Annotated in this window: 23 protein-coding genes; 1 reads left to right on the top strand and 22 read right to left on the bottom strand. The window is 73.1% G+C overall.

Annotated elements, in window-relative coordinates:
* Nucleotides 1-91: 91 nt before the first annotated feature.
* Genes tsaD through glmS form a run of 6 tightly spaced genes read right to left on the bottom strand, consistent with a single transcriptional unit; the run spans nt 92 to nt 7,463 of the window.
* Nucleotides 92-1,732, bottom strand: a complete 1,641-nt coding sequence (tsaD, locus tag AWH51_RS03955) for a tRNA (adenosine(37)-N6)-threonylcarbamoyltransferase complex transferase subunit TsaD (RefSeq protein WP_063070824.1) — start codon at nt 1,730-1,732, stop codon at nt 92-94.
* Entirely contained in the window at nt 1,729-2,346 is a 618-nt protein-coding gene (gene tsaB, locus AWH51_RS03950) for a tRNA (adenosine(37)-N6)-threonylcarbamoyltransferase complex dimerization subunit type 1 TsaB (protein ID WP_063070823.1), read from the bottom strand. The genes tsaD and tsaB overlap by 4 nt, the downstream gene beginning before the upstream one ends.
* A gap of 9 nt (nt 2,347-2,355) precedes the next feature.
* Entirely contained in the window at nt 2,356-4,092 is a 1,737-nt protein-coding gene (gene alr, locus AWH51_RS03945) for an alanine racemase (RefSeq protein ID WP_063070822.1), read from the bottom strand.
* Nucleotides 4,089-5,246 carry an alanine racemase gene (alr, locus tag AWH51_RS03940; protein WP_063070821.1) on the bottom strand — a complete coding sequence of 386 codons (1,158 nt, stop codon included), beginning with the start codon at nt 5,244-5,246 and terminating at the stop codon, nt 4,089-4,091. The genes alr (AWH51_RS03945) and alr (AWH51_RS03940) overlap by 4 nt, the downstream gene beginning before the upstream one ends.
* Nucleotides 5,243-5,602 (bottom strand): holo-ACP synthase, encoded by a 360-nt coding sequence (locus AWH51_RS03935; protein ID WP_063070820.1) that lies wholly within the window; start codon nt 5,600-5,602, stop codon nt 5,243-5,245. The genes alr (AWH51_RS03940) and AWH51_RS03935 overlap by 4 nt, the downstream gene beginning before the upstream one ends.
* A gap of 10 nt (nt 5,603-5,612) precedes the next feature.
* Entirely contained in the window at nt 5,613-7,463 is a 1,851-nt protein-coding gene (gene glmS / locus AWH51_RS03930; RefSeq protein ID WP_063070819.1) for a glutamine--fructose-6-phosphate transaminase (isomerizing), read from the bottom strand.
* Nucleotides 7,464-7,570: 107 nt separating this feature from the next.
* Between glmS and coaA the strand changes: the two genes are divergently transcribed.
* Complete coding sequence (gene coaA, locus AWH51_RS03925; RefSeq protein ID WP_063070861.1) at nt 7,571-8,530, top strand: type I pantothenate kinase; 960 nt, start codon at nt 7,571-7,573, stop codon at nt 8,528-8,530.
* A 51-nt stretch (nt 8,531-8,581) separates the two neighbouring features.
* Here the strand turns inward: coaA and glmM are convergent, their stop codons facing one another.
* The 16 genes from glmM to AWH51_RS03845 all read right to left on the bottom strand — a co-directional run bounded on the left by glmM (nt 8,582) and on the right by AWH51_RS03845 (nt 22,035).
* A complete protein-coding gene (glmM, locus tag AWH51_RS03920) occupies nt 8,582-9,931 on the bottom strand; it encodes a phosphoglucosamine mutase (RefSeq protein ID WP_063070818.1) in 1,350 nt (449 codons plus the stop codon).
* Nucleotides 9,932-9,954: 23 nt separating this feature from the next.
* Nucleotides 9,955-10,440: a 30S ribosomal protein S9 gene (gene rpsI / locus AWH51_RS03915; RefSeq protein ID WP_043668864.1), complete on the bottom strand. Its 486-nt coding sequence runs from the start codon at nt 10,438-10,440 to the stop codon at nt 9,955-9,957.
* Between the two features lie 50 nt (nt 10,441-10,490).
* Nucleotides 10,491-10,937: a 50S ribosomal protein L13 gene (rplM, locus tag AWH51_RS03910; protein ID WP_063070817.1), complete on the bottom strand. Its 447-nt coding sequence runs from the start codon at nt 10,935-10,937 to the stop codon at nt 10,491-10,493.
* Nucleotides 10,938-11,087: 150 nt separating this feature from the next.
* Nucleotides 11,088-12,089: a tRNA pseudouridine synthase A gene (locus AWH51_RS03905; protein WP_063070816.1), complete on the bottom strand. Its 1,002-nt coding sequence runs from the start codon at nt 12,087-12,089 to the stop codon at nt 11,088-11,090.
* A complete protein-coding gene (locus AWH51_RS03900) occupies nt 12,086-13,177 on the bottom strand; it encodes a GNAT family N-acetyltransferase (protein WP_254654465.1) in 1,092 nt (363 codons plus the stop codon). Before AWH51_RS03900 ends, AWH51_RS03905 begins: the two co-directional genes overlap by 4 nt.
* Before the next feature lie 142 nt (nt 13,178-13,319).
* Entirely contained in the window at nt 13,320-13,880 is a 561-nt protein-coding gene (gene rplQ, locus AWH51_RS03895) for a 50S ribosomal protein L17 (protein ID WP_063070815.1), read from the bottom strand.
* 50 nt (nt 13,881-13,930) lie between these two features.
* Nucleotides 13,931-14,926 carry a DNA-directed RNA polymerase subunit alpha gene (locus tag AWH51_RS03890; RefSeq protein WP_063070814.1) on the bottom strand — a complete coding sequence of 332 codons (996 nt, stop codon included), beginning with the start codon at nt 14,924-14,926 and terminating at the stop codon, nt 13,931-13,933.
* A 162-nt stretch (nt 14,927-15,088) separates the two neighbouring features.
* The gene (rpsK, locus tag AWH51_RS03885; RefSeq protein WP_012039274.1) at nt 15,089-15,487 is read right to left on the bottom strand and encodes a 30S ribosomal protein S11; all 399 of its coding nucleotides are present in this window, start codon (nt 15,485-15,487) and stop codon (nt 15,089-15,091) included.
* A 44-nt stretch (nt 15,488-15,531) separates the two neighbouring features.
* Nucleotides 15,532-15,906 carry a 30S ribosomal protein S13 gene (gene rpsM / locus AWH51_RS03880; RefSeq protein ID WP_063070813.1) on the bottom strand — a complete coding sequence of 125 codons (375 nt, stop codon included), beginning with the start codon at nt 15,904-15,906 and terminating at the stop codon, nt 15,532-15,534.
* 155 nt (nt 15,907-16,061) lie between these two features.
* Complete coding sequence (gene rpmJ, locus AWH51_RS03875) at nt 16,062-16,175, bottom strand: 50S ribosomal protein L36 (RefSeq protein WP_063070812.1); 114 nt, start codon at nt 16,173-16,175, stop codon at nt 16,062-16,064.
* Between the two features lie 70 nt (nt 16,176-16,245).
* Nucleotides 16,246-16,467 (bottom strand): translation initiation factor IF-1, encoded by a 222-nt coding sequence (gene infA / locus AWH51_RS03870; protein WP_012039277.1) that lies wholly within the window; start codon nt 16,465-16,467, stop codon nt 16,246-16,248.
* 287 nt (nt 16,468-16,754) lie between these two features.
* Entirely contained in the window at nt 16,755-17,927 is a 1,173-nt protein-coding gene (locus tag AWH51_RS03865) for a mannitol-1-phosphate 5-dehydrogenase (protein ID WP_063070811.1), read from the bottom strand.
* On the bottom strand, nt 17,924-18,361 hold the full coding sequence (locus AWH51_RS03860) for a PTS sugar transporter subunit IIA (protein WP_063070810.1): 438 nt from the start codon (nt 18,359-18,361) through the stop codon (nt 17,924-17,926). Before AWH51_RS03860 ends, AWH51_RS03865 begins: the two co-directional genes overlap by 4 nt.
* 109 nt (nt 18,362-18,470) lie before the next feature.
* Nucleotides 18,471-20,006: a PTS mannitol transporter subunit IICB gene (locus AWH51_RS03855; RefSeq protein ID WP_063070809.1), complete on the bottom strand. Its 1,536-nt coding sequence runs from the start codon at nt 20,004-20,006 to the stop codon at nt 18,471-18,473.
* A gap of 95 nt (nt 20,007-20,101) precedes the next feature.
* Complete coding sequence (gene ptsP, locus AWH51_RS03850; protein ID WP_063070808.1) at nt 20,102-21,772, bottom strand: phosphoenolpyruvate--protein phosphotransferase; 1,671 nt, start codon at nt 21,770-21,772, stop codon at nt 20,102-20,104.
* Nucleotides 21,769-22,035, bottom strand: coding sequence for an HPr family phosphocarrier protein (locus AWH51_RS03845; RefSeq protein ID WP_012039282.1), 267 nt, complete (start codon nt 22,033-22,035; stop codon nt 21,769-21,771). The genes ptsP and AWH51_RS03845 overlap by 4 nt, the downstream gene beginning before the upstream one ends.
* Nucleotides 22,036-22,071 lie beyond the last annotated feature (36 nt).

Below are 22,071 nucleotides of genomic sequence, written 5' to 3'. Positions count from 1 at the left end.
GTCCCTGGGAACATACCGTGTTCCGGGCCCGGCGCGAGAGGACGCGCGCAATGGATGCAATGCGCACGGCGCGTCGCTGCAGTGCGCCGGCTCAGCCGACCTGCACGACGGTGACGGGGAGCGTGGAGTCGGCGCCGAACGCGAGGCCGGACGGCGCACGCCCGGAGGTGATGAGGCGGGCGCCGAGGGCCGCGATCATCGCGCCGTTGTCGGTGCAGAGGGACAGCGGCGGGATGCGCAGCTCGATGCCCGCGGCCGCGCACCGCTCCGCCGCGAGCTCCCGCACGCGCGCGTTCGCGACGACGCCGCCGCCCAGCAGCAGGCGCGGGATCCCGTGGTCGACGCACGCGGCGACGGCCTTCGTGAGCAGCACATCGACCACGGCCTCGCGGAAGCTCGCGGCGACGTCGGCGACCGGCACGGGCTCGCCCGCGTCCTGGCGCTTCTCGACCCAGCGGGCGACCGCGGTCTTGAGACCGGAGAACGAGAAGTCGTAGCGGTGGCGCTCCATGTCCTTGGGGAGGGAGAGGCCGCGGGGGAAGCGGATCGCCCTCGGGTCGCCGTCGGCCGCGACCCGGTCGATGTGCGGGCCGCCGGGGTACGGCAGGCCGAGGATGCGGGCGACCTTGTCGAACGCCTCGCCCGCGGCGTCGTCGATGGTCTCGCCGAGGAGCTCGACGTCGTCGACCAGGTCGCGCACGAGCAGCAGCGAGGTGTGTCCGCCGGAGACGAGGAGCGCGATGGACGGGGTCTCGAGCGGGCGGCCGGATCCGCCGTCGAGGCTGAGCAGGTCGGCGCCGACGTGGCCGACGAGGTGGTTGACGCCGTGCAGCGGGATGTCGAGGGCCACGGCGAGCGCCTTCGCCGCGCCGACGCCCACCATCAGCGCGCCCGAGAGGCCGGGGCCTGCGGTGACCGCGATCGCGTCGAGCTCGCGGAGCGTGACGCCGGCGTCCTCGAGGGCCGCGTCGATGGCCGGGGTCAGCGCCTCGAGGTGCGCGCGGGCCGCGACCTCGGGCACGACGCCGCCGTAGCGCGCGTGCTCGTCCATGGAGCTGGAGATGACGTTGGCGAGGAGGGTCTGGCCGCGGACGATGCCGATGCCCGTCTCGTCGCAGGAGGTCTCGATGCCGAGGACGAGGGGGCCGGCGGTCGCGTCGCACTCGTCCTCGTCGACGCAGGCGTCGTCGTCGGCTCGCGCCTCCGTGCCGACTCCGGGGCCGCCGGTGGCGGGGGCCGTGGCCTCGCGGGGCTCGGAGACGGACGGCGGGGTGCCGCCGAGGGCGACGCGCATCACGACCGCGTCCACGTCGTCGGGCTGGTAGTAGTGCGGGCGGACGGCGATGGGCTCGAAGCCGAGCGAGGTGTAGAGCGCCTGGGCGACAGGGTTGTCCGCGCGCACCTCCAGCAGCACCTCGCGCGCGCCGCGGGCGTGGGCCTCGGCGACGAGGCGCGTGAGCAGCGCGCGGCCGATGCCGCGGCCCCGGGCGGACTCGGCGACGGCGATGGTCTGCACGTCGGCCGCCTGCGCCCCCCGCGGGCAGGACAAGCCGGCGTAGCCGAGGATCCCGCCGTCGGCCTCGTCGGCAGCCACGACGTACCAGCTGTGACGGGAGGTGAGCTCGCCGCGCATCGCGTCGGACGACCACGCGTCGGTGACGAACGTGGTCGTCTCCAGGTGCATGAGCGCGGCGAGGTCGTCGATGGTCGCCGGGCGGAACAGGACGGTCACGACGTGACCCGCTTCGGGCCGGTCGACACCGTGACGTCGGGCGAGCGGAGGTACAGGGCCTCGTCGACGGCGAAGGGCAGGTCGAGCTCGTCCATGCGGCGGGCGACCTGCGCGAGGGAGGCGGCGCGGATCCCGGCGGCGTCGATGCGGTGGTCCGCGGCCGGCACGTCGTCCGGCTTGCTGAGGCCGGGACCCGCGGTGCGCTCGGCGACGCCGCCGTCGACGGGGGCGCGGTAGACCGACCAGTACAGCTCCCGGCGGCGGGCGTCGGTGACGACGACGAGCGATCCGGTGGCGCCCGCCGCGTAGTGGTCGTGCGCCACGGCGTCGTGGCTGACGACCGGGATCACGCGGACGTCGAGGCCGGTCGCGAGCACGCGGGCCGCGGCGATGCCGACGCGGAGGCCCGTGAAGGGACCCGGGCCCATGCCGGCGACGACGGCGCGGATGTCGCAGCGCTCGACGCCGGACGCGGAGAGGCACTCGTCGAGGAGGGTGCCGATGACCTCGGCGTGCCGCATGGTGTCGGCCTCCTGGCGCTCGGCGAGCACGCGGCCGTCGGGGTCGATCACGGCGACGCCCGTTCCGGCGGAGGTGTCGATCGCGAGGAGCACTGGATGAGTCTAGGCGCGGGGGCGCGCGCGCAGACGGCGGACCCGGACGGTGCGCGGCTCCTCGGGGGCGTCGTCGGGATCCGCGGGCTCCTCGCCGTCGTCCGCGGCGTCGTCCGCGTGGACGTCGCCGGCGCCCGTGGGCCGCGCGATGTGGAGGTCCCACCACTCCTCGGCGACGCCGTCGAGCTTGCCCTCGCCCCACTCGACCACCACGACGGAGCGCGCGAAGTCGATGTCGAGGTCGTCGAGCTCGCGGGCGTCGGCGAGGCGGTAGGCGTCGACGTGCACGAGCGGCGGCCCGTCGACGAGGCTCGGGTGCGTGCGGGCGAGCACGAACGTGGGGCTCGTGACCGGACCGCGGACGCCGAGACCCGCGCCGAGCCCCCGCGTGAAGGTGGTCTTGCCGGCGCCGAGCGGGCCGGAGAGGACGACGAGGTCGCCCGCGCCGAGCTCGCCGGCGAAGGCGCGGCCGAGCTCCTCCATCGCGTCCGGGGTGGGGACGGGGACGAGCTCGTCGGAGAGGACCTCGTCGGCGGAGGCCGCTCCGGTCGCGGCCGATGCGTCGCGCGCGTGCAGGTGGACCCGGTCCGCGCGCGGCCCGACGCGCGTCACGATCTCGTCGCCGATGGTCTCGGCCCAGCCGGCCCACTCCTCGGCCGTGGGCTCGCCGCGGTCGCCCGTGCCGAGGATCACGGCGGTGTCGCCGACCGCGACGGGCAGGTCGCCCACGTCGAGCACGAGCTGGTCCATGGCGATGCGCCCGGCGATCGGGAAGCGGCGGCCGTTCAGGAGCACCGAGGCGCGAGGGCCGGCGATGCGCGGGATCCCGTCGGCGTAGCCCAGCGGCACGAGCGCCAGCGTCGAGGGGCTGGCGGTGCGATGGTCGAGGCCGTACGAGACGCCCTGCCCCGCCTCGACGCGCTTCACGGAGACGACCTCGGCCTCGAGCGTCATCGCCGGGATCAGGCCGAGGTCGCGGCCCGAGCGGTCGTCGAACGGGGAGATGCCGTAGACGGCGATGCCGAAGCGCACCATGTCGAAGCGGGCGGCGGGCAGGCGGATCCCGGCGGAGCTCGCCGCCAGGTGCTTCTCGACCGGCCGCGCGCCCAGCTCCTCGGCCACGCGGACGGCCTCGTGGAAGCGGGCGAGCGCGGCGTCGTCGTCCTCGGGCGAGGCGTCGGCGAGGTGCGACCAGAGCGCGTGCAGCGTGAGCTCGCCCGCGGCGTCGGCGGCGACGGCCGCGCGCACGAGGTCGGGCCACATCTCGGGGGTGGCGCCGTTGCGGCTGAGCCCGGTGTCGGCCTTGAGGTGCACGCGGGCGCGGATCCCCGTGGCGCGGCCGGCCGCGGCGATGCGCTCCAGCTCCCACAGCGCCGAGACGCCGAGGTCGATGCCCTCCTCGACCGCGACGCGGAAGTCGGTGTCCACCCCGTGCAGCCAGGCGAGGAGGCGGGCGGTGATCCCGGCGCGACGCAGCTCGACCGCGGACGCGACGTCGAGCACCGCGAGGCTCTCGGCCCCGGCCTCGAGGGCGGCGCGCGCGACCTGCAGGGCGCCGTGGCCGTACGCGTCGGCCTTCACGGCGACCATCGTGCGGGCGGGGGCGGCGAGCGCCGCGAGCGTGCGGACGTTGTGGCGGATCGCGTCGAGGTCGACCACGGCGCGGCGGCCGGGGGCCTGCGGGGCGGCGGGAGCGAGCGGGGCGGCAGCGGAAGCAGCCGCGGCGGCGTGCGCGGATCCGGTCATGGGACGAGCCTCCGGGTCACGCGGCCGGCGACGCGCGTGACGATCTCGTAGCCGATGGTGCCGGTCGCCTCGGCCCACTCCTCCACCGAGGGGGCGCCGGTGGCCGGATCCCCGAACAGCACGGCGTCGTCGCCCACGGCCACCTGCCGCCCGTCGATCAGGCCGTCGCCCACGTCGACCACGAACTGGTCCATGGCGATCCGGCCGCTCACCCGGAAGCGGGCGCCGTGGATCGCGACGGGCGCGCGGTTGCTGGCGAGGCGCGGCACGCCGTCGGCGAAGCCGAGCGAGACGAGCGCCAGGGTCGTGGCCCGGGTGGTGCGGTAGGTGTAGCCGTAGGAGACGCCCGTGTCGGCGGGCACGCGCTTGACCGCGACGACGCTGCCGACGAGGGTCATCGCGGGCACGAGGCCGAGGTCGGCCGAGGTGACGCCGTCGAGCGGGGAGATGCCGTAGATCCCGATGCCGAGACGCACCATGTCGAACCGCGCCTCGGGCACGCGCAGTGCTCCCGCGGTGGCGGCGAGGTGGCGGATGCCGGGCTCGAGCCCCGCGGACCGCACCCTGTCGAGGGCCGCCTCGAACGCGCGCACCTGCGCGAGGTCCTCCTCGGCGCCGGCGTTGGCGAGGTGGCTGAAGACGCCGCCCAGCCGCAGCGCGCCCTCGTCGACGAGCCGCGCGACCTCCGCGACGACGCCCGGCCACTCCGCCGGCGTGACGCCGTTGCGGCCGAGCCCGGTGTCGACCTTGACGTGGATCTCGGCGGGCCGGCCGATCGCGCGCGCGGCCGCGGCGGCCTCCCGCACCTGACGGAGGCTGCTGAGGCCGAGGTCGACGCCCTGCGCGATCGCGGCGGCGAAGTCGGCGCCGGGCGCGTGCATCCAGGTGAGGATCGGCGCCTCGATGCCCGCCGCCCGCAGCGCGAGCGCCTCGCGGATGTCGACGACGCCGAGCCGGTCGGCCCCGCCCGCCAGCGCCGCGCGCGCGGACGCGACCGCGCCGTGCCCGTAGCCGTCGGCCTTGACCACGGCCATGACGAGCGGCGCGCCCGTGGTGGCGCGCAGGGTGCGGACGTTCGCGGAGATGGCGCCGGCGTCGATGCGCGCCTCGCGGCGGAGGGCCGCGGGGAGCTGGACGGTGGCCTCGTCGGTCATGCGCCCTCCCCCTCGGTCACCACGAACGCGGTCGCGAGGCCGGCGTCGTGGCTCATGCTCAGGTGGATGCGCGTCACGCCGCGCGCGGCCGCGACCTCTGCCACGGCGCCGCGCACCCGGAACGACGGATCGCCGTGGTCGTCGCGCACGACCTCCATGTCCTGCCAGCTGATGCCGCCCGGTCCGCCGAGCGCCTTGATCAGCGCCTCCTTGGCCGCGAACCGCGCCGCCAGCGAGCGCGCGGGCAGGGGGCGCTCGTCCGGCGCGAACAGGCGCGGCACGAGGCCCGGCGTGCGCTCGGCGCTCCGGGCGAAGCGCACGACGTCGACGACGTCGACGCCGATGCCCCTGATCACGCGCGGCCGGTCACTCGACGGTGACGGACTTCGCGAGGTTGCGCGGCTGGTCGACGTCGAGGCCCTTGGCCGCCGCGAGCTCCATCGCGAAGATCTGGAGCGGCGTGACCGCGAGCAGCGGCTCGAACAGCGGCGCGGCGAGCGGGATCGGGATGACCTCGTCGGCGTGCGGGAGGACGAACGCGTCACCCTGCTCGGCGATCGCGATGACCCGGGCGCCGCGCGCGCGGATCTCCTCGATGTTGGAGATGACCTTCTTGTGCAGCGCGAGCTGGTGCACCGGGCTCGGGACGATGACGAACACGGGCTGGCCCGGCTCGATGAGCGCGATGGGCCCGTGCTTGAGCTCGCCCGCGGCGAAGCCCTCCGCGTGGATGTACGCGAGCTCCTTGAGCTTCAGCGCGCCCTCGAGCGCGACGGGGAAGCCCACGTTGCGACCGAGGAAGAGGACGGCGCGCGTGTCCGCCATCCACCCGGCGAGCTGGCTGATCTTCTCGCCCTGCTCCACGACGGCCTGGAGCTTCTCGGGGACCGCGAGCAGCTCCTCGGTGTTCTCGACGATCTCGTCGGCCGACAGCGTGCCGCGGATGCGCGCGAGGTGCAGGCCGAAGAGGTAGAGCGCGGCGACCTGCGCGACGAACGCCTTGGTCGACGCGACCGCCACCTCGGGACCGGCGTGCGTGTAGACGACCGCCTCGGACTCGCGCGGGATCGTGGCGCCCTGCGTGTTGCAGATGGACAGCACGCGCGCCCCGGCCTCGCGGGCGTAGCGGACGGCGAGCAGCGTGTCCATGGTCTCGCCCGACTGGCTGATGGAGATGACGAGCGTCGTCGCGTCGAGCACCGGGTCGCGGTAGCGGAACTCGTGCGCGAGCTCCACCTCGACGGCGACGCGGGCCCACTTCTCGATGGCGTACTTGCCGAGGATGCCGGAGTACGCGGCCGTGCCGCACGCGACGATGACGATGCGCGAGATGTCGGCGAGGTCGACCTCGCCGATCGCGTCGAGGTCGGGGAGCACGACGACGCCGTCGACGATGCGGCCGCGCAGCGTGTTCGCCACGGCGTCCGGGCCCTCGCTGATCTCCTTCGCCATGAAGCTCGACCAGCCGCCCTTCTCGGATGCGGAGGCGTCCCAGGCGATCTCGAACTCGTGCGTCTCGACGGGCGCGCCGTGGAAGTCGGTGACCGTGACGGAGTCGGGTCGGATGGCGACCATCTGGTCCTGGCCGATGGCGACCGCGCGGCGCGTGAACTCCACGAAGGCCGCGACGTCGGATCCGAGGAAGTTCTCGCCCTCGCCCAGGCCGATGACGAGCGGCGAGTTGCGACGCGCGCCGACCACGAGGCCGGGCTGGTCGCGGTGCACCGCGAGGAGCGTGAACGCGCCCTCGAGGCGGCTCACGGTGTTGCGGAACGCCTGCTCGAGGTCGTGCGTGATGCCGTACTCGCGGCCGAGCAGCTGCGCGGCGACCTCGGTGTCGGTGTCGCTGTGGAACTCGTAGCCGTCCGCGAGGAGGTCGTCCTTGAGCTCCGCGAAGTTCTCGATGATGCCGTTGTGGATGAGGGCGAGCTTGCCGTCGTCGCCCAGGTGCGGGTGCGCGTTGCGGTCGGTCGGGCCGCCGTGGGTCGCCCAGCGGGTGTGGCCGATGCCGGTGGATCCGTTCGGCAGCGGCGACGCCTCGAGGTCCTCCAGGAGGCGGTCGAGCTTGCCGGCGCGCTTGCGGACGCCGAGCGTGCCGTCGGCGTCGAGGACCGCGACCCCCGCGGAGTCGTAACCCCGGTACTCGAGCCTCCGCAGCCCCCCGAGGAGCACCTCGAGGCTCTTGGACTCACCGACGTATCCCACGATTCCGCACATGGGGCACCACTTTAGTCGTCCGGATCGGGTTCCCCTGCGCGCCCGGCGCCGCGGCGCGCCCCCGCGGCCCGGACGCCGCCCGAGCCCCGCCGTAGGATGGGATGGCCATGCCAGACACCGCGACGGGACACCCGACGAGCCATGGCAACGTCTCCCCGTTCGTGGAGATCGCCCGGGCCGACTGGGCCGCCCTCGCCCCCGCCACGCACCTCCCGCTCCGGGAGACGGAGGTCGTGCAGCTGCGCGGGATCGGCGACCGGCTCGACATGCGCGAGGTCGGCGACGTCTACCTCCCGCTCAGCCGGCTGCTCAACCTCTACGTCTCCGGCACCAAGAAGCTCCACCGCGAGACGAGCGCGTTCCTCGGCGAGCGCGCCAAGAGCACGCCGTTCGTCATCGGCGTCGCGGGATCCGTGGCCGTCGGCAAGTCCACGGTCGCGCGCCTTCTGCGCGAGATGCTCGCCCGCTGGGACGACACCCCGCGCGTCGAGCTCGTGACCACCGACGGCTTCCTGCACCCGAACGCCGAGCTCGAGCGCCGCGGCCTCATGGAGCGGAAGGGCTTCCCGGAGTCGTACGACCGGCGTGCGCTGCTGCGGTTCGTCACGCAGGTGAAGAGCGGCGTCCCCGAGGTGCGCGCGCCGTTCTACTCGCACCTCGCCTACGACATCGTGCCGGGCGCCGAGGTCGTCGTGCGGCAGCCGGACGTGCTCATCATCGAGGGCCTGAACGTCCTGCAGCCCTCGGCCTCGGGCGCGAAGCTCGCCGTCAGCGACCTCTTCGACTTCTCCATCTACGTGGACGCCCGCACGCACGACATCGCGCAGTGGTACGAGGAGCGCTTCCTGAGCCTCCAACGCGGCGCCTTCAGCAACCCGCGCTCGTACTTCCACCGCTACGCCGACCTCAGCGTGGACGAGGCGGTGGCGCACGCGCGGCGGATCTGGTCGAGCATCAACGAGCCGAACCTCGAGCAGAACATCCGCCCGACCCGCTCGCGCGCGACGCTCGTGCTGCGCAAGGGCGCGGACCACTCCGTGACGAGCGTGGCGCTCCGCAAGCTCTGAGGCGGGCGCGCCCGGCCGACGGCGTCGCGGACCCCGCCGGCCGGTGGGGCGTCAGATGGCGAGGCGCTCCGTGACGAGCGCGGCGAGCTGCTGCGCGTGACGCTCGGCGGTCACCTGGTCGGCGGCCTCCACCATCACGCGGATCATCGGCTCGGTGCCCGACGCGCGCAGGAGGATGCGCCCGGTGTCGCCGAGCTCCGCCTCCGCGCGCGCGACCGCGGCGGCGAGCTCCGCGTCGTCGCCCACGCGCTCGCGGTCGACGCCGCGGACGTTGATCATCACCTGCGGGTACACGGTCATGACGGACGCGAGCTCGCGGAGGGTCTTGCCCGTGGCCGCCATCTCGCCGAGCAGCTGGATGCCCGTGAGGATGCCGTCGCCGGTCGTCGCGTGCTCCGCGATGACGAGGTGGCCCGACTGCTCGCCGCCGAGGGAGTAGCCGCCCTCGTTCATGGCCTCGAGCACGTAGCGGTCGCCCACGCGCGTCTGCAGGACGGTGACGTCGTTCTCGGCCATGGCGATGCGGAGGCCGAGGTTGCTCATGACCGTGGCCACCAGCGTGCGCTCCGCGAGCAGTCCGCGGCGGGCCATGGAGAGCGCGAGGACGGCCATGATCTGGTCGCCGTCGATGATCTGGCCGGTGTGGTCGACCGCGAGGCAGCGATCGGCGTCGCCGTCGTGCGCGATGCCCACGTCGGCGCCGTGCGCGAGGACGGCGTCCGCGAGCAGGTCGAGGTGCGTGGATCCGACCCGGTCGTTGATGTTCATGCCGTCGGGGTCGTTGCCGATGACGGTCACGCGGGCGCCCGCGTCCGTGAAGACCTCGGGGCTGATGCCCGCGGCGGCGCCGTGCGCGCAGTCGAGGACCACGTGGATCCCGTCGAGCCGGTGCTGCAGCGTGCCGAGCAGGTGGAGGACGTAGCGGTCCTCGGCGTCGGCGAAGCGGCGGATGCGGCCGACGTCGGCTCCCGTGGGGAGCAGGACGGGCTGGCTCAGCTGCGCCTCGATGCGGTCCTCGAGCTCGTCCGCGAGCTTGCGGCCGCCGGCGGCGAAGATCTTGATCCCGTTGTCGGGGGCGGGGTTGTGCGACGCGGAGATCATCACGCCGAAGTCGGCGTGGACGTCCGCGATGAGGTAGGCGGCGGCCGGCGTCGGGATGACCCCGGCGTCGAACACGTCGACGCCGGAGCTCGCGAGGCCGGCGGCCACGGCCGCCGCGATGAACTCGCCGGAGACGCGGGGATCCCGGGCGACGACCGCGGTGGGTCGTCGTCCGGAATCCCGCGCGTCCTGGCCGAGCACGTGCGCGGCGGCCTGGGCCAGGCGCAGGGCGAGGTCCGCGGTGATGGTCTCGCCGTTGGCGAGTCCGCGGACGCCGTCGGTGCCGAAGAGCCGGGGCATGGCTGCCGGTGTGCCCGAGCGCCTTAGCGCTTCGAGAACTGGGGCGCCTTGCGGGCCTTCTTGAGTCCGGCCTTCTTGCGCTCCTTGACGCGCGCGTCGCGGCTGAGGAAGCCGTTCTTCTTCAGCGTGGCGCGGTTGTTCTCCTCGTCGATCTCGTTGAGGGCCCGGGCGATGCCGAGGCGCAGCGCGCCGGCCTGGCCGGAGGGGCCGCCGCCGGAGATGCGCGCGACGACGTCGTAGCTGCCGAGCAGGTCGAGGACCTTGAACGGGTCGTTCACGAGCTGCTGGTGCAGCTTGTTGGGGAAGTAGTCCGCGAACTCACGGCCGTTGACCGTGATGGAGCCGGAGCCGGGGACGAGGCGCACGCGGGCGATGGCCTGCTTGCGTCGTCCGACGGCGCCGCCGGACACGTTGAGGACCGCGCGGGGGGCCTTGGGGGCCTCCTCGTTCGGGGTCTCGGTCGAGAAGCTCTCGGGAGCCACGTCGAGGGAGTCTGAGATCTGAGCCACTGGGTTCGATTCCTTCTGAGGTCTTTGGTCGTCGCTGTCGGCAGCCGGAGCTACTGAGCGACCTGGCCGAGGGTGTACGGGGTGGGCTGCTGAGCAGCGTGGGGGTGCTCGGGGCCCGCGTAGACCTTGAGCTTCTTCAGCTGCGCCGCACCCAGCGAGTTCTTCGGCAGCATGCCGCGGATGGCCTTCTCGACCGCGCGCGTGGGGTGCTTCTCGAGCATCTCGACGTAGGTGGTGGCCGTGAGGCCGCCCGGGTAGCCGGAGTGGCGGTAGGCCAGCTTCTTCTCGAGCTTCTGGCCCGTGAGCGCCACCTTCTCGGCGTTGACGATGATCACGAAGTCGCCCATGTCCATGTGCTGGGCGAAGGTGGCCTTGTGCTTGCCGCGCAGGAGCGCGGCGGCGTGGCTGGCGAGACGGCCGAGGACGATGTCCGTGGCGTCGATGACGACCCAGTCGTGCTGGACCTCACTGGCCTTGGGGGAATAGGTGCGCGTCATTGATCTGACTGCCTTCTTTTCGAGGTGAGATGGTCGTGGATCCCGCTCCGTGGGCGTTCTGACGAGAACGCATCCGGTGGAGGGCTCAACCTTGTACGTGCCGCACGCAGACGTGCAGACAACCGGTTCAGAGTACGCGATCGGAGCGGATCAGGCAATCCCGGGCGTGTCGGCGAACCGGGCGAGGGCGCGTGCGGCCCCCGCGGCGCCCTCCGCGGCCGGGTCCACCTCGTGCGCCCGGCGCCTGTTCCGGGTGATCGCGTTGCGCGCCTCGAGCTCGTCGTCGGCCGGATAGCCCACGCGCTCGAGCACGAGGCCGCGGGCGGGCATGACGCTGAACTCGCTGGTCCGCTCGCGGATCTCCAGCAGCTCCCGGAGCCGCGCGACCGTCGCGCGGCCGGATGCGGCGGCGACGCACGCGCCGACGAGCGCGCGCACCATGCTGTGGCAGAAGGCGTCCGCCCGCACGACGGCCTCGAGCGCGCCGTCGGGAGCGCGCGTCCAGGTGAGCTCCTGCAGCGTGCGGATGGTCGACGCCCCCTCGCGCGGCTTGCAGTAGGCCGCGAAGTCGTGGAGGCCGAGCAGCGCGTCGGCCGCCTGCTGGAGCACGGCCGCGTCGAGCTCGACCGGCACCTCGACCGTGCGGTGCCGCTGCAGCGGGTCGCGGGGGCCGGACGCGTCGGAGATCCGGTACCGGTAGGCGCGCCAGGTGGCGGAGAAGCGCGCGTCGAAGCCGGCAGGCGCCGGGGAGGAGCCGGTGACGACCACGTCGGAGCGCGCGCCGAGCACGCCGTTCATCCGCCGGGCGAGCGCGGCCGCCGCCCGCTCGGCGGAGGGGACGTGCCCCGCTCCCCCGGCGGGGCCGGCGGCCTCCCTCCCCCGCGGCGGGCGGTCGAGGGACGCGACCTGCGCGTCCGTCAGGTCGAGGTGCGCGACCTGGCCCGTGGCGTGCACCCCGGCGTCGGTCCGGCCCGCGACGACGAGTCCCGGCGCGGGCGGTGTGCGGGCGAGGAGCTGCGCGATCGCGTCCTCGAGCGCGCCCTGCACCGTCCGGAGGCCCGGCTGCTTCGCCCAGCCCGCGAAGCCCGTGCCGTCGTACGCGACGTCGAGGCGGATGCGCGCGCCGCCGGTCTCCGCCGCGTCCCCGGTCATCGGTCGGCGGATCCCCGCGGACGCGTCATGCCGACCTCGCGCTCGTACACGGCCGAGCGGCTCGCCTCCGTGAAGCCGAGGTGCTCGTACAGGCCGAGCGCGCCCGTGGGGCTGTCGGAGTCCACGTCGAGCACAGCGCGCTGGAGCCCCTCGGCGCGGAACCCCGCGAGCGCGGTGGAGAGCAGCGCCTGCGCGAGCCGACGTCCGCGGAACTCGCGGCGCACGCCGACGAGGGCGATGTACGCGGAGCTGTAGCCCGCGGCATCCCAGTTGTCCGGGTACACCTCGGCCAGCGCGAACCCGGCGACGACGGCGTCCTCGCCGTCCCCCGTCACCGCGATGACGGACAGGTCGTGGCGCGCGGTCGGCAGCGACGCGTACGCCTCCCAGCGCTCGACGCTGACGGGCTCGGAGCCCCAGTGGTCGCGGAACACCTCGTTCTTGGCGAGCCGCGTGCGCTCCGACCACTCGGGCGTGACGGGCACGAGCCGGAGCCCCTCGGGCGCGGCCACGTCGGGCAGCTCCTCGGCCAGGTCGCGGTGCATCTCGATGAAGTAGCGACCCGGCGTGAACCCGCGCGACTCGAGGAGCGCGACCGCGCCGGCGGAGTCCACCGACACCTCCGAGCCCATGCGCGTCGGCACGGGCTCCCGGACGTGCGGGGCCGGCTGCGCGGTCTCGAGGGTGCGCGTGGCGCGGGCGACCTGCCAGTCGAGCAGCCGACCGCCGATGCCGCGACGCCGGGCGTCGGGGCGGACGGATCCGGACACGTTCGCGCGGACGACGGCCTCGTCGTCCGGCTTCACGACGGCGACGCCCTCGGCCACGAGGCGCCCGTCGACGTCGACGGCCACGATCGTGTCCCGCGCGAGGTCGACGAAGGAGAAGCCCTGCGCCATCGCGATCTCCTCGCGGGTGGCGCGGTGCTCGGGGTGGTCGGCGTCGGCCACGTCGCCCATGAGCTCGACGAGCGCGTCGACGTCGTCCGGGGACATGGGGCGCCAGGTGATCCCGTCGGGCCCCTCGGGGAGCGGGACCGGCGCGGTGGAGGAGGGGGCGTCCGGCATGGTCGTGCTGCTGTCGGTCATGCTCCCAGGCTACCGGGGCCGGATCCGCGCCCCGCGGCCGGATCCGCCCTCCTCGCCTCCCGGGCGCCCCGGCGGCCCCGGACGCACGAGGACCCCCGTCGCGCAGGGCGACGGGGGTCCTCGTGTGGTGCGGTGGAGCGTCCTACTTGTCGGACTTCTCCGCGGCGTCGGCCTCGACCTCGGCGGCGGCCGCGTCGGTCGCCTCCGCGGGGGTCTCGTCGGTGTGCTCGACGGCGTCGGTCTCCTCGACGGGGACCTCGGACTCCTCGGGCGCCGCCTCGGCGACCGGCGCCGCGGCGAGAGCCGTCGCGGTCGCGGTGCGCGTGGAGCGGACCTTCGGGGTCACCGGCTCGAGCACGAGCTCGATCTGCACCATGGGGGCGTTGTCGCCCTTGCGGAAGCCGAGCTTCGTGATACGGGTGTAGCCGCCGTCGCGCTCGGCGACGAGGGGCGCGATCTCCGTGAAGAGCTCGTGGACGACGCTCTTCGAGGGGATGATCCCCATGACGCGGCGCCGGGCGTGCAGGTCGCCGCGCTTGGCGAAGGTCACCAGGCGCTCGGCGACGGGACGCAGGCGCTTGGCCTTCGTCTCGGTCGTCTTGATGGACTTGTGCTCGAAGAGGCTCTGGGCCAGGTTCGCGAGCATCAGGCGCTCGTGCGCCGGGCCGCCTCCGAGGCGGGGACCCTTGGTGGGCTTGGGCATGGTCTATGTCTCCGTAATGGTCGAAAGGAAGTCGGGCCGGGGCCGGACGATCAGGTGGTGGTGGTCTCGTCCTCGTCGTAGCTGTAGTAGTGCGCGCCATCGAAGCCGGGGACGGCGTCCTTCAGCGACAGACCCAGCTCGACCAGCTTGTCCTTGACCTCATCCACGGACTTCTGACCGAAGTTGCGGATGTTCATGAGCTGCGTCTCCGAGAGGGCGACGAGCTCGCTGACGTTGTTGATGCCCTCGCGCTTGAGGCAGTTGTACGACCGCACCGAGAGGTCGAGGTCCTCGATGGGCATCGACAGCTCGGAGCTGAGGACGGCGTCGACCGGCGCGGGGCCGATCTCGATGCCCTCGGCGGCCGAGTTGAGCTCGCGCGCCAGGCCGAAGAGCTCGGTGAGCGTGCGGCCGGCGGACGCGATGGCGTCGCGCGGCGTGATGGCCGACTTGGTCTCGACGTCGACCACGAGGCGGTCGAAGTCGGTGCGCTCGCCGGCGCGGGTGGCCTCGACGCGGTAGGTGACCTTGAGCACGGGCGAGTAGATCGAGTCGACCGGGATCTGGCCGGCCTCGCTGAACTCGCTGCGGTTCTGGGTCGCCGAGACGTAGCCGCGGCCGCGCTCGATCGTCAGCTCCAGCTCGAACTTCGCCTTCTCGTTGAGCGTGGCGATGACGAGCTCGGGGTTGTGGATCTCGACGCCCGCGGGAGCGGAGATGTCGGCGGCCGTGACCTGGCCCGCACCCTGCTTGCGCAGGTACGCGGTGATCGGCTCGTCGTGCTCGCTGGAGACGACGAGGCCCTTGATGTTGAGGATGATCTCGGTCACGTCCTCCTTCACGCCGGGGACGGTGCTGAACTCGTGCAGCACCCCGTCGATCCGGATGCTGGTGACGGCCGCGCCGGGGATGGACGACAGGAGGGTGCGGCGGAGGGAGTTGCCGAGCGTGTAGCCGAAGCCGGGCTCCAGCGGCTCGATGACGAACCGCGAGCGGAACTCCGAGATGGTCTCCTCGGTGAGCGTGGGGCGCTGTGCAATGAGCACTGTGTTGTTTCCTTTCGGCGAGGCGTCCGCTATATGACGTCTGCGATGCCCCCCGGGTGGCGGCCCGGGCGGGTGGTGGAGGTGGTCGAACGGACACACGGCGGATCGGCCGACGCCGTCCCCTCCTGGTGGAGCGGGACGGCAGCGGCCGATCAGCGCGAGCTAGACGCGGCGGCGCTTGGGGGGACGGCAGCCGTTGTGCGCCTGCGGGGTGACGTCGTTGATCGAGCCCACCTCGAGGCCGGCGGCCTGGAGCGAGCGGATCGCGGTCTCGCGGCCGGAGCCCGGTCCCTTGACGAACACGTCGACCTTCTTCATGCCGTGCTCCTGCGCCTGGCGGGCGGCCGACTCGGCGGCGAGCTGCGCGGCGAACGGCGTGGACTTGCGCGAGCCGTTGTAGCCCACGACGCCCGACGACGCCCAGCTGATGACGGCACCGGTGGGGTCCGTGATCGAGACGATGGTGTTGTTGAAGGTGCTCTTGATGTGGGCCTGGCCCACGGCGATGTTCTTCTTGTCCTTGCGGCGCGGCTTGCGAACAGCCGACTTGGGTGCTGCCATGGAATTCTCCTGAATCTACGGGTGGCGAGGCGCGGGCCGGAGGCCTAGCGCGCCTTCTTCTTGCCGGCTACGGTGCGCTTCGGGCCCTTGCGGGTGCGAGCGTTGGTCTTCGTGCGCTGCCCGTGGACAGGGAGGCCGCGGCGGTGGCGGATGCCCTCGTAGCTGCCGATCTCGACCTTGCGGCGGATGTCGGCGGCGACCTCGCGGCGGAGGTCTCCCTCCACCTTGAAGTTGCCCTCGATGTAGTCGCGGAGCGCGATGAGCTGGTCGTCGCTGAGGTCCTTGACGCGGATGTTCTTGTCGATGCCGGTGTCCGCGAGCGTCTTGACGCTCGAGGTGCGGCCGACGCCGTAGATGTACGTGAGTGCGATCTCGACGCGCTTGTCGCGCGGGAGGTCGACGCCTGCTAGACGTGCCATTGAGGCTTCTCCTGGTGATGGGTGGAGGTCTGCAGCAGAGCCTGTGCATCGGCCTCCGACCGATGGTGTCCCCCGGACCCTCGCGGGTCCCGGCTTCCGGCGCTGCTGTCGTGCTTCTTATGGGTGGTGCGGGTGGTGCCGTGCGATGGGTCTGATCAGCCCTGGCGCTGCTTGTGGCGCGGGTTCGTGCAGATGACCATCACGTTTCCATTGCGTCGGATGACCTTGCACTTCTCGCAGATCGGCTTGACGCTCGGGTTGACCTTCATGACGCTTCCTTATGTGTTCTTCGCTGGCCTCGTACCCCGCGGCTGCGGGGCCGTTCCTTGTGCAGCAGGCCTACTTGTAGCGGTAGACGATCCGGCCGCGCGTGAGGTCGTACGGGCTCAGCTCCACGATCACGCGGTCCTCGGGGAGGATGCGGATGTAGTGCTGACGCATCTTGCCCGAGATGTGGGCGAGGACCTTGTGCCCGTTGCTCAGCTCAACGCGGAACATCGCGTTCGGCAGAGCTTCGACAACTCCGCCTTCGATCTCGATGACGCCGTCTTTCTTGGCCATATACTCACTGTCGCTAGAGGTGGTGTCTGCTGGTCGTGCGGATGCGCATCAGGTGGAGCGCGCATGGTGGGGACGGCTCGCCGGGAGGCGGCCGCGCACCAAGGGTCGAGAGTACGGCATCCCCGGGCGTGTCGCAATTCTCCCCGCGTGTCGCGGTCGGATCCGCGGATCCTGCGCTAGCGGCGGCGCCTGCGCCCACGGAGCGCCACCGCCGTCGGGAGCATGCGCACGGGCCGGGCGGTCGCCCGCCCGGCCCGTGCCCATGCCGTCGTGCGGCTCCCGCCCGGCTACTCCGCGCGGTGGCGCGGCGCGCTGCGGCGGTCGGCCTGGGCGGCGTCCACCACGGCGACCAGGTCCGCGGTGAGCGGGTGCACGTCGTCGAGCCCGGTGACGCGTCGGACGAGGTCGGCCGCGGTGTCCGTCTGCAGGAGCTCCTGGAGCTCGAGCGCCTGCGGGTCGCCCGCGGGGTCGAAGCGGAGCGCCTGGCCCATCGCCCGGACGAGCGCCTCGTGCGGCAGGCCGCGCTCGGCGAGCTGCGACGCGGGACCCACGAAGCGCTCCTCGCGGGAGAGCTTGCGCAGCGGCTGGCGGCCGACGCGCTCGACCGTGTCGGCGAGGGCGGCGTTGGCGAAGCGCGCGAGGTTCTTCTCGCGGTACGCCGCCTGCTCGGCCTCGTCGAGCCCGTGCTTGGCGACCAGCAGCGCGCTGGTCTCCTCCAGGACCTGGCGGACCTCGTCGGCGACCTCGGGGATCGCCATCGCGTCCGACTGGCTCACGGCGCCGCGCGCGTAGCCGTGGTACGCCACGGTCGCGTGCCCGGTGTTCACCGTGAAGAGCTTCCGCTCGATGTAGGGCGCGAGGTCGTCGACGAACGTGGCGCCCGCGATCTCCGGGACGGCGTCGCCGAACGGGCCGCGCTCCACGACCCACTCCGAGAAGTCCTCGACGGTGACGTCGAGGCCCGCGGCGGGGTCCTGGTTCGGCACGATGCGGTCGACGGCCGTGTTCGCGAAGATCGCGCGGCCGATCGCGTCGGGCTCGTCGACGAGGGCCGCCCGGATCTCGGCGCGGAGCGCGTCCGTGGCGTTGATCGCGTTCTCGCACGCCATGACGGCGACGGGGCCGAGGTCGGCCGAGCGCGCGCGGAGGCCGGCGGCGATGGCCGGGGCGACGAAGCGGAGGATGTTCGGCCCCACGGCCGTGGTGACGACGTCCGCGGTCGCGAGCTCGGCGATGAGCGCCTCGCCGTCGGCGGCGCTGTCGATCGCGCGGAAGCCCGTCACGGTCCAGTCGCGCGCATGCGGCCCGACCTCGGTGACGCGGTACGAGTCCGCGGCGGCGAGGTGCCCGATGAGCTCGGCGTTGACGTCGGCGAAGACGACCTCGTACCCGGCCTCGTGCAGGATCAGCCCCACGAAGCCGCGCCCGATGTTGCCGGCGCCGAAGTGGACGGCCTTCACGCCTCGTTCACCTCGGCCAGGAGCGCGTACAGCGCGGCGGCGTCGGGGGCGTCGAGGAGCTTCTGCACCTCGTCGTCGTCGCTGAAGATGATGGCGATCTTGCTGAGGATGTCGAGGTGCCCGTTGTCCTTGCCGGCGATGCCGACGACGAACCGGACCTCGTTGCCCGCCCAGTCGATGGGGGCGTCGTAGCGGACGAAGGAGAGGGCGGAGTCGAGGATCGTGTCCTTGCCCTCGTTGGTGCCGTGCGGGATGGCGAGCAGGTTGCCCATGTAGGTCGAGACGCTCTTCTCGCGCTCGAGCATGTAGCCCTGGTACTCGGGGGTGACGGCGCCCGCGGCGACGAGGATGCCCGCCGCCTCGGCGATGGCCTCCTCCACGCTCGCGGCGGTGCCGCCGACGCGGATCTGGGCGGGTTCGAGGACGTTCGACATGGTGCTCCTGACGTGTGTGCGTGGTGCGGGGCCGGACCGCGCCTTCCAGCCTGGCCCGGCCCCGCGATTGCGGTGGTGCGGGATCCGCCGCGGGGGCGGACCCGGGTGATCAGCTGTCCGAGCGCTGCCTCTGGACCAGCTCCACGATCTCGTCGTAGCGCGGCGAGTTCATGAAGCTGTCGACCGAGACGTGCTCCGAGGCCGGGCTCTTCTCGCGGGCCCGGTCGGTGAGCTCGCGCTGCGTGATCACGAGGTCGGCCGTGCCGTCGAGGGCCGCGATCGACTTGTTGACGACGGTGACGTCGGTGACGCCGGCCTTCTTCATCTTGTTTCGGAGGACCGAGGCGCCCATGGCGGACGAGCCCATGCCGGCGTCGCAGGCGAAGACGATGTCCTGGATGCGCGTGGCCGTGGCCGTGCCGCCGTCCGTGCCCGCGCCCGTGGCCGTGGCGCCGTCGGCGAGGCCGCCGACCGTGCCCGCGGTGCCGGTCTCGGCGCCGAGACCCGAGAGGATCGAGGACTCCGTGCCCTTGTTGGCCTGCGTCGCGGCGACCGCGGCGCCGAAGTCGCCCTCGGACTTCTTGCCGGTGCGGAGGATGACCGCGGCGACGACGAAGGTGACGGCCGCGGAGATGAGCACCGAGAGGATCACGCCGAGGAAGCTGTTGCGCTCGGTCTGGCCGAGCACGGCGATGATGCTGCCGGGCGAGGCCGGGCCGCGGAGGCCGGAGCCGAACGCGACGTTGGTCGCGACGCCGGAGGCGCCACCCGCGATGACCGCGAGGAACAGGAGCGGCTTGGAGAGCACGTACGGGAAGTAGATCTCGTGGATGCCGCCGACGAACTGGATGAGGATCGCGCCGGGGGCCGTGCTGCGGGCGACGCCCGCGCCGAAGATCGTGAACGCCAGGAGCACGCCGAGGCCGGGGCCGGGGTTCGCCTCGAGCAGGAACAGGATGCTCTTGCCGGTGCGGGTCGCCTCCTCGGTGCCGAGCGGCGTGAGGATGCCCTGGTTGATGGCGTTGTTGAGGAACAGCACCTTCGCCGGCTCGATGACGATGCTCGTGAGGGGCAGCAGGTGGTTGTCCACGAGGAAGCCGACGCCGCCGCCGAGCACCGACGTGATGCCGCGGATCACCGGGGTGAGGCCGAAGTACGCGCCGATCGCGAAGATCGCGCCGAGGATGCCGGCGGAGAAGTTGTTGACGAGCATCTCGAAGCCGGGGCGGATCCGGTCGATCCAGAGCCGCTCGATGACCTTGAGCAGGTACGCCGCGAGCGGGCCCGTGATCATGGCGCCGAGGAACATCGGGCTGCCGCCGTCGAAGTACGGGGTGCCGATGGTGCCGGCGATGACGCCCATGGTCGCGATGCTCGCCACGACGCCGCCGCGCGCGTCGTAGACCATGCGGCCTCCGGTGTTCGCGATGAGCAGCGGGAGGAGGAAGAACAGCACCGGGTTCACCAGGCTGGCGAGCTCCGCGTTGGGCAGGTAGCCGTCCTTGATGAACAGGGCCGTGAGCAGGCCCCAGGCGATGAACGCCGCGATGTTCGGCATGATCATGCCGCTGAGGAACGTGCCGAACTTCTGCACGCCGATCCGCACGGACTGTCCCGTGCTGCGGGTGGGTGACGTCGTCGTCATGGGGGTGGTGCTCCTGTTCGTGGTGGTGGCGGGCCTGCGGTCGGCTCGCCTGCTGCGGTGGTGGTGGTGGGGGATCTGTGCGGTGAGGGGGCGGGTCAGACGGTGACGGGCGCCGACGCCGCGGTGACCGCGGCGCGCGCCTCGACGGCGCTGTCGGCGGCGAGGGCGACGGCGGCCAGGGCCTCCGCCTCCTCGCGCGAGTGGAGGGCGAGCTCGGCGCGCACGTCGGCGAGGGCCGCCGGCGACATCGAGAGGCTGGTGGCGCCGAGGCCGACCAGCACGACGGCGAGCAGCGGGTCGGCCGCGGCCTCGCCGCAGATCCCGACGGGCTTGCCGAGCGCGCGGCCGGCGGCGCCGACCTCCTGCACGAGGCGGAGGACGGCGGGGTGCCACGGGTCCTGGAACGCGGCCACGGATCCCAGCAGCCGGTCGGCCGCGAGCGTGTACTGCGTGAGGTCGTTGGTGCCGATGCTCGCGAAGTCGGCGACGCCGAGGATCCGGTCGGCCAGGAGCGCGGAGGACGGGACCTCCACCATCACGCCGACGGTCTTCAGCCCGAGCTCGCGGCCGAGGGCCGAGAAGTAGCGCGCCTCCTCCACCGTGGAGACCATGGGCGCCATGACCCACAGGTCGGCCTCGGTGGCGGCGTCGGCCCGCGCGAGCGCGGTGAGCTGGTCGCGGAGGATCTGCTCGTTCGCCCGGAGCGCGCGGAGGCCGCGGAGCCCGAGGGCCGGGTTCTCCTCGTCGGCGTCGTTGAGGAAGGCGAGCGGCTTGTCGGCGCCGGCGTCGAGCGCCCGCACCACGACCTTCCGGCCGGGGAACGCCTGGAGCAGGCGCGTGTAGTGCTCCTGCTGCTCGGCGACGGTCGGCGCGCTCGTGGCGTCGAGGAAGAGGAACTCGGTGCGGAAGAGGCCGACGCCCTCGGCGCCCTTCTCGACCGCGTCGGCCGCGCCGTCGGCGGATCCGAGGTTCGCGAGCAGCGGGATCGTCGTGCCGTCGGAGAGCGCGCCGGGGCCGGTGGGCACGGCGACGCGGGCGCCGCGGGCCGCGATGGCGTCACGCGCGGCGGACTCCTCCTCGGGCGTCGGGTCCACGGTGACGGCGCCGGTGAGGGCGTCGACCACGACGGTCTGGCCGTCGGCGAGCTCGGCCGCGGCCGCGACGCCGACGACCGCGACGATCGCCTTCTCGCGGGCGAGGATCGCCGTGTGCGAGGTGGGGCCGCCGTCGGTCGTGATGAGCGCGAGGACCTTGTCGAGGTCGAGGAGCGCGGTGTCGGCGGGCGCGAGGTCGCGGGCCACGAGCACGAAGGCGTGGTCGGGATCCGGCACGCCCGGGGCGGCGACGCCCTGCAGGTGCGCGACGACGCGCTGCGAGACGTCGTCGAGGTCGGTGGCGCGCTCGCCCATGTAGCCGCCCATGCTGAGGAGCAGGTCGCGGAAGCCCGCGAACGCCTCGTGCACGGCGCGCTCGGCGGTGCGGCCGGTCGCGAGGCGCGCGGTGATGTCGTCGACGAGCGTCGGGTCCTCCGCCATGAAGGCCTGCGCCTCGAGCACGTCCTTCGCAGCGCCGCCGGCCTTCTCGCCGCGGATGCGGATGTCGGCGGCGACCGCGGCGAGCGACGCGCTCACGCGGATGCGCTCCTCGTCGGCGGTCAGGGTGCTCGCGGTGTCGGCGGGCTCGGGGAGCGGGTCGGGCATCCGGATGACGGGGCCGACGGCGGATCCCCGGCCGATGCCGATGCCGTTCAGGCTGCGGGAGCTCATGCGGCGTCCAGGTCGGACTCGAGGAGCGTGGCGAGATCGGTGACGACCTGCTCGGCGTTCTCGCCCTCGGCGGAGACGACGACCTCGTCGCCCGTGTCGACGCCCAGCGAGATCACGCCGAGGATGCTGGCGGCGTTGACGCTGCGGTCGCCCTTGGCGAGCTGCACGGGGATCCCGGCCTTCGCGGCGGCCTGCGTGAACAGCGAGGCGGGGCGGGCGTGCAGCCCGTGCGACGAGGCGATGGTGACGGTGCGTTCTGCCATGGTGGCTCCTTCGATCGGCCCCGTCGGCGGGGCCCT

Origin of the sequence: Clavibacter tessellarius, assembly GCF_001618005.1 — a bacterium.
Lineage (GTDB): Bacteria > Actinomycetota > Actinomycetes > Actinomycetales > Microbacteriaceae > Clavibacter > Clavibacter tessellarius_A.
Note: the sequence above shows the minus strand (reverse complement) of the source record. Positions and strands in the feature narration are given on the sequence as shown.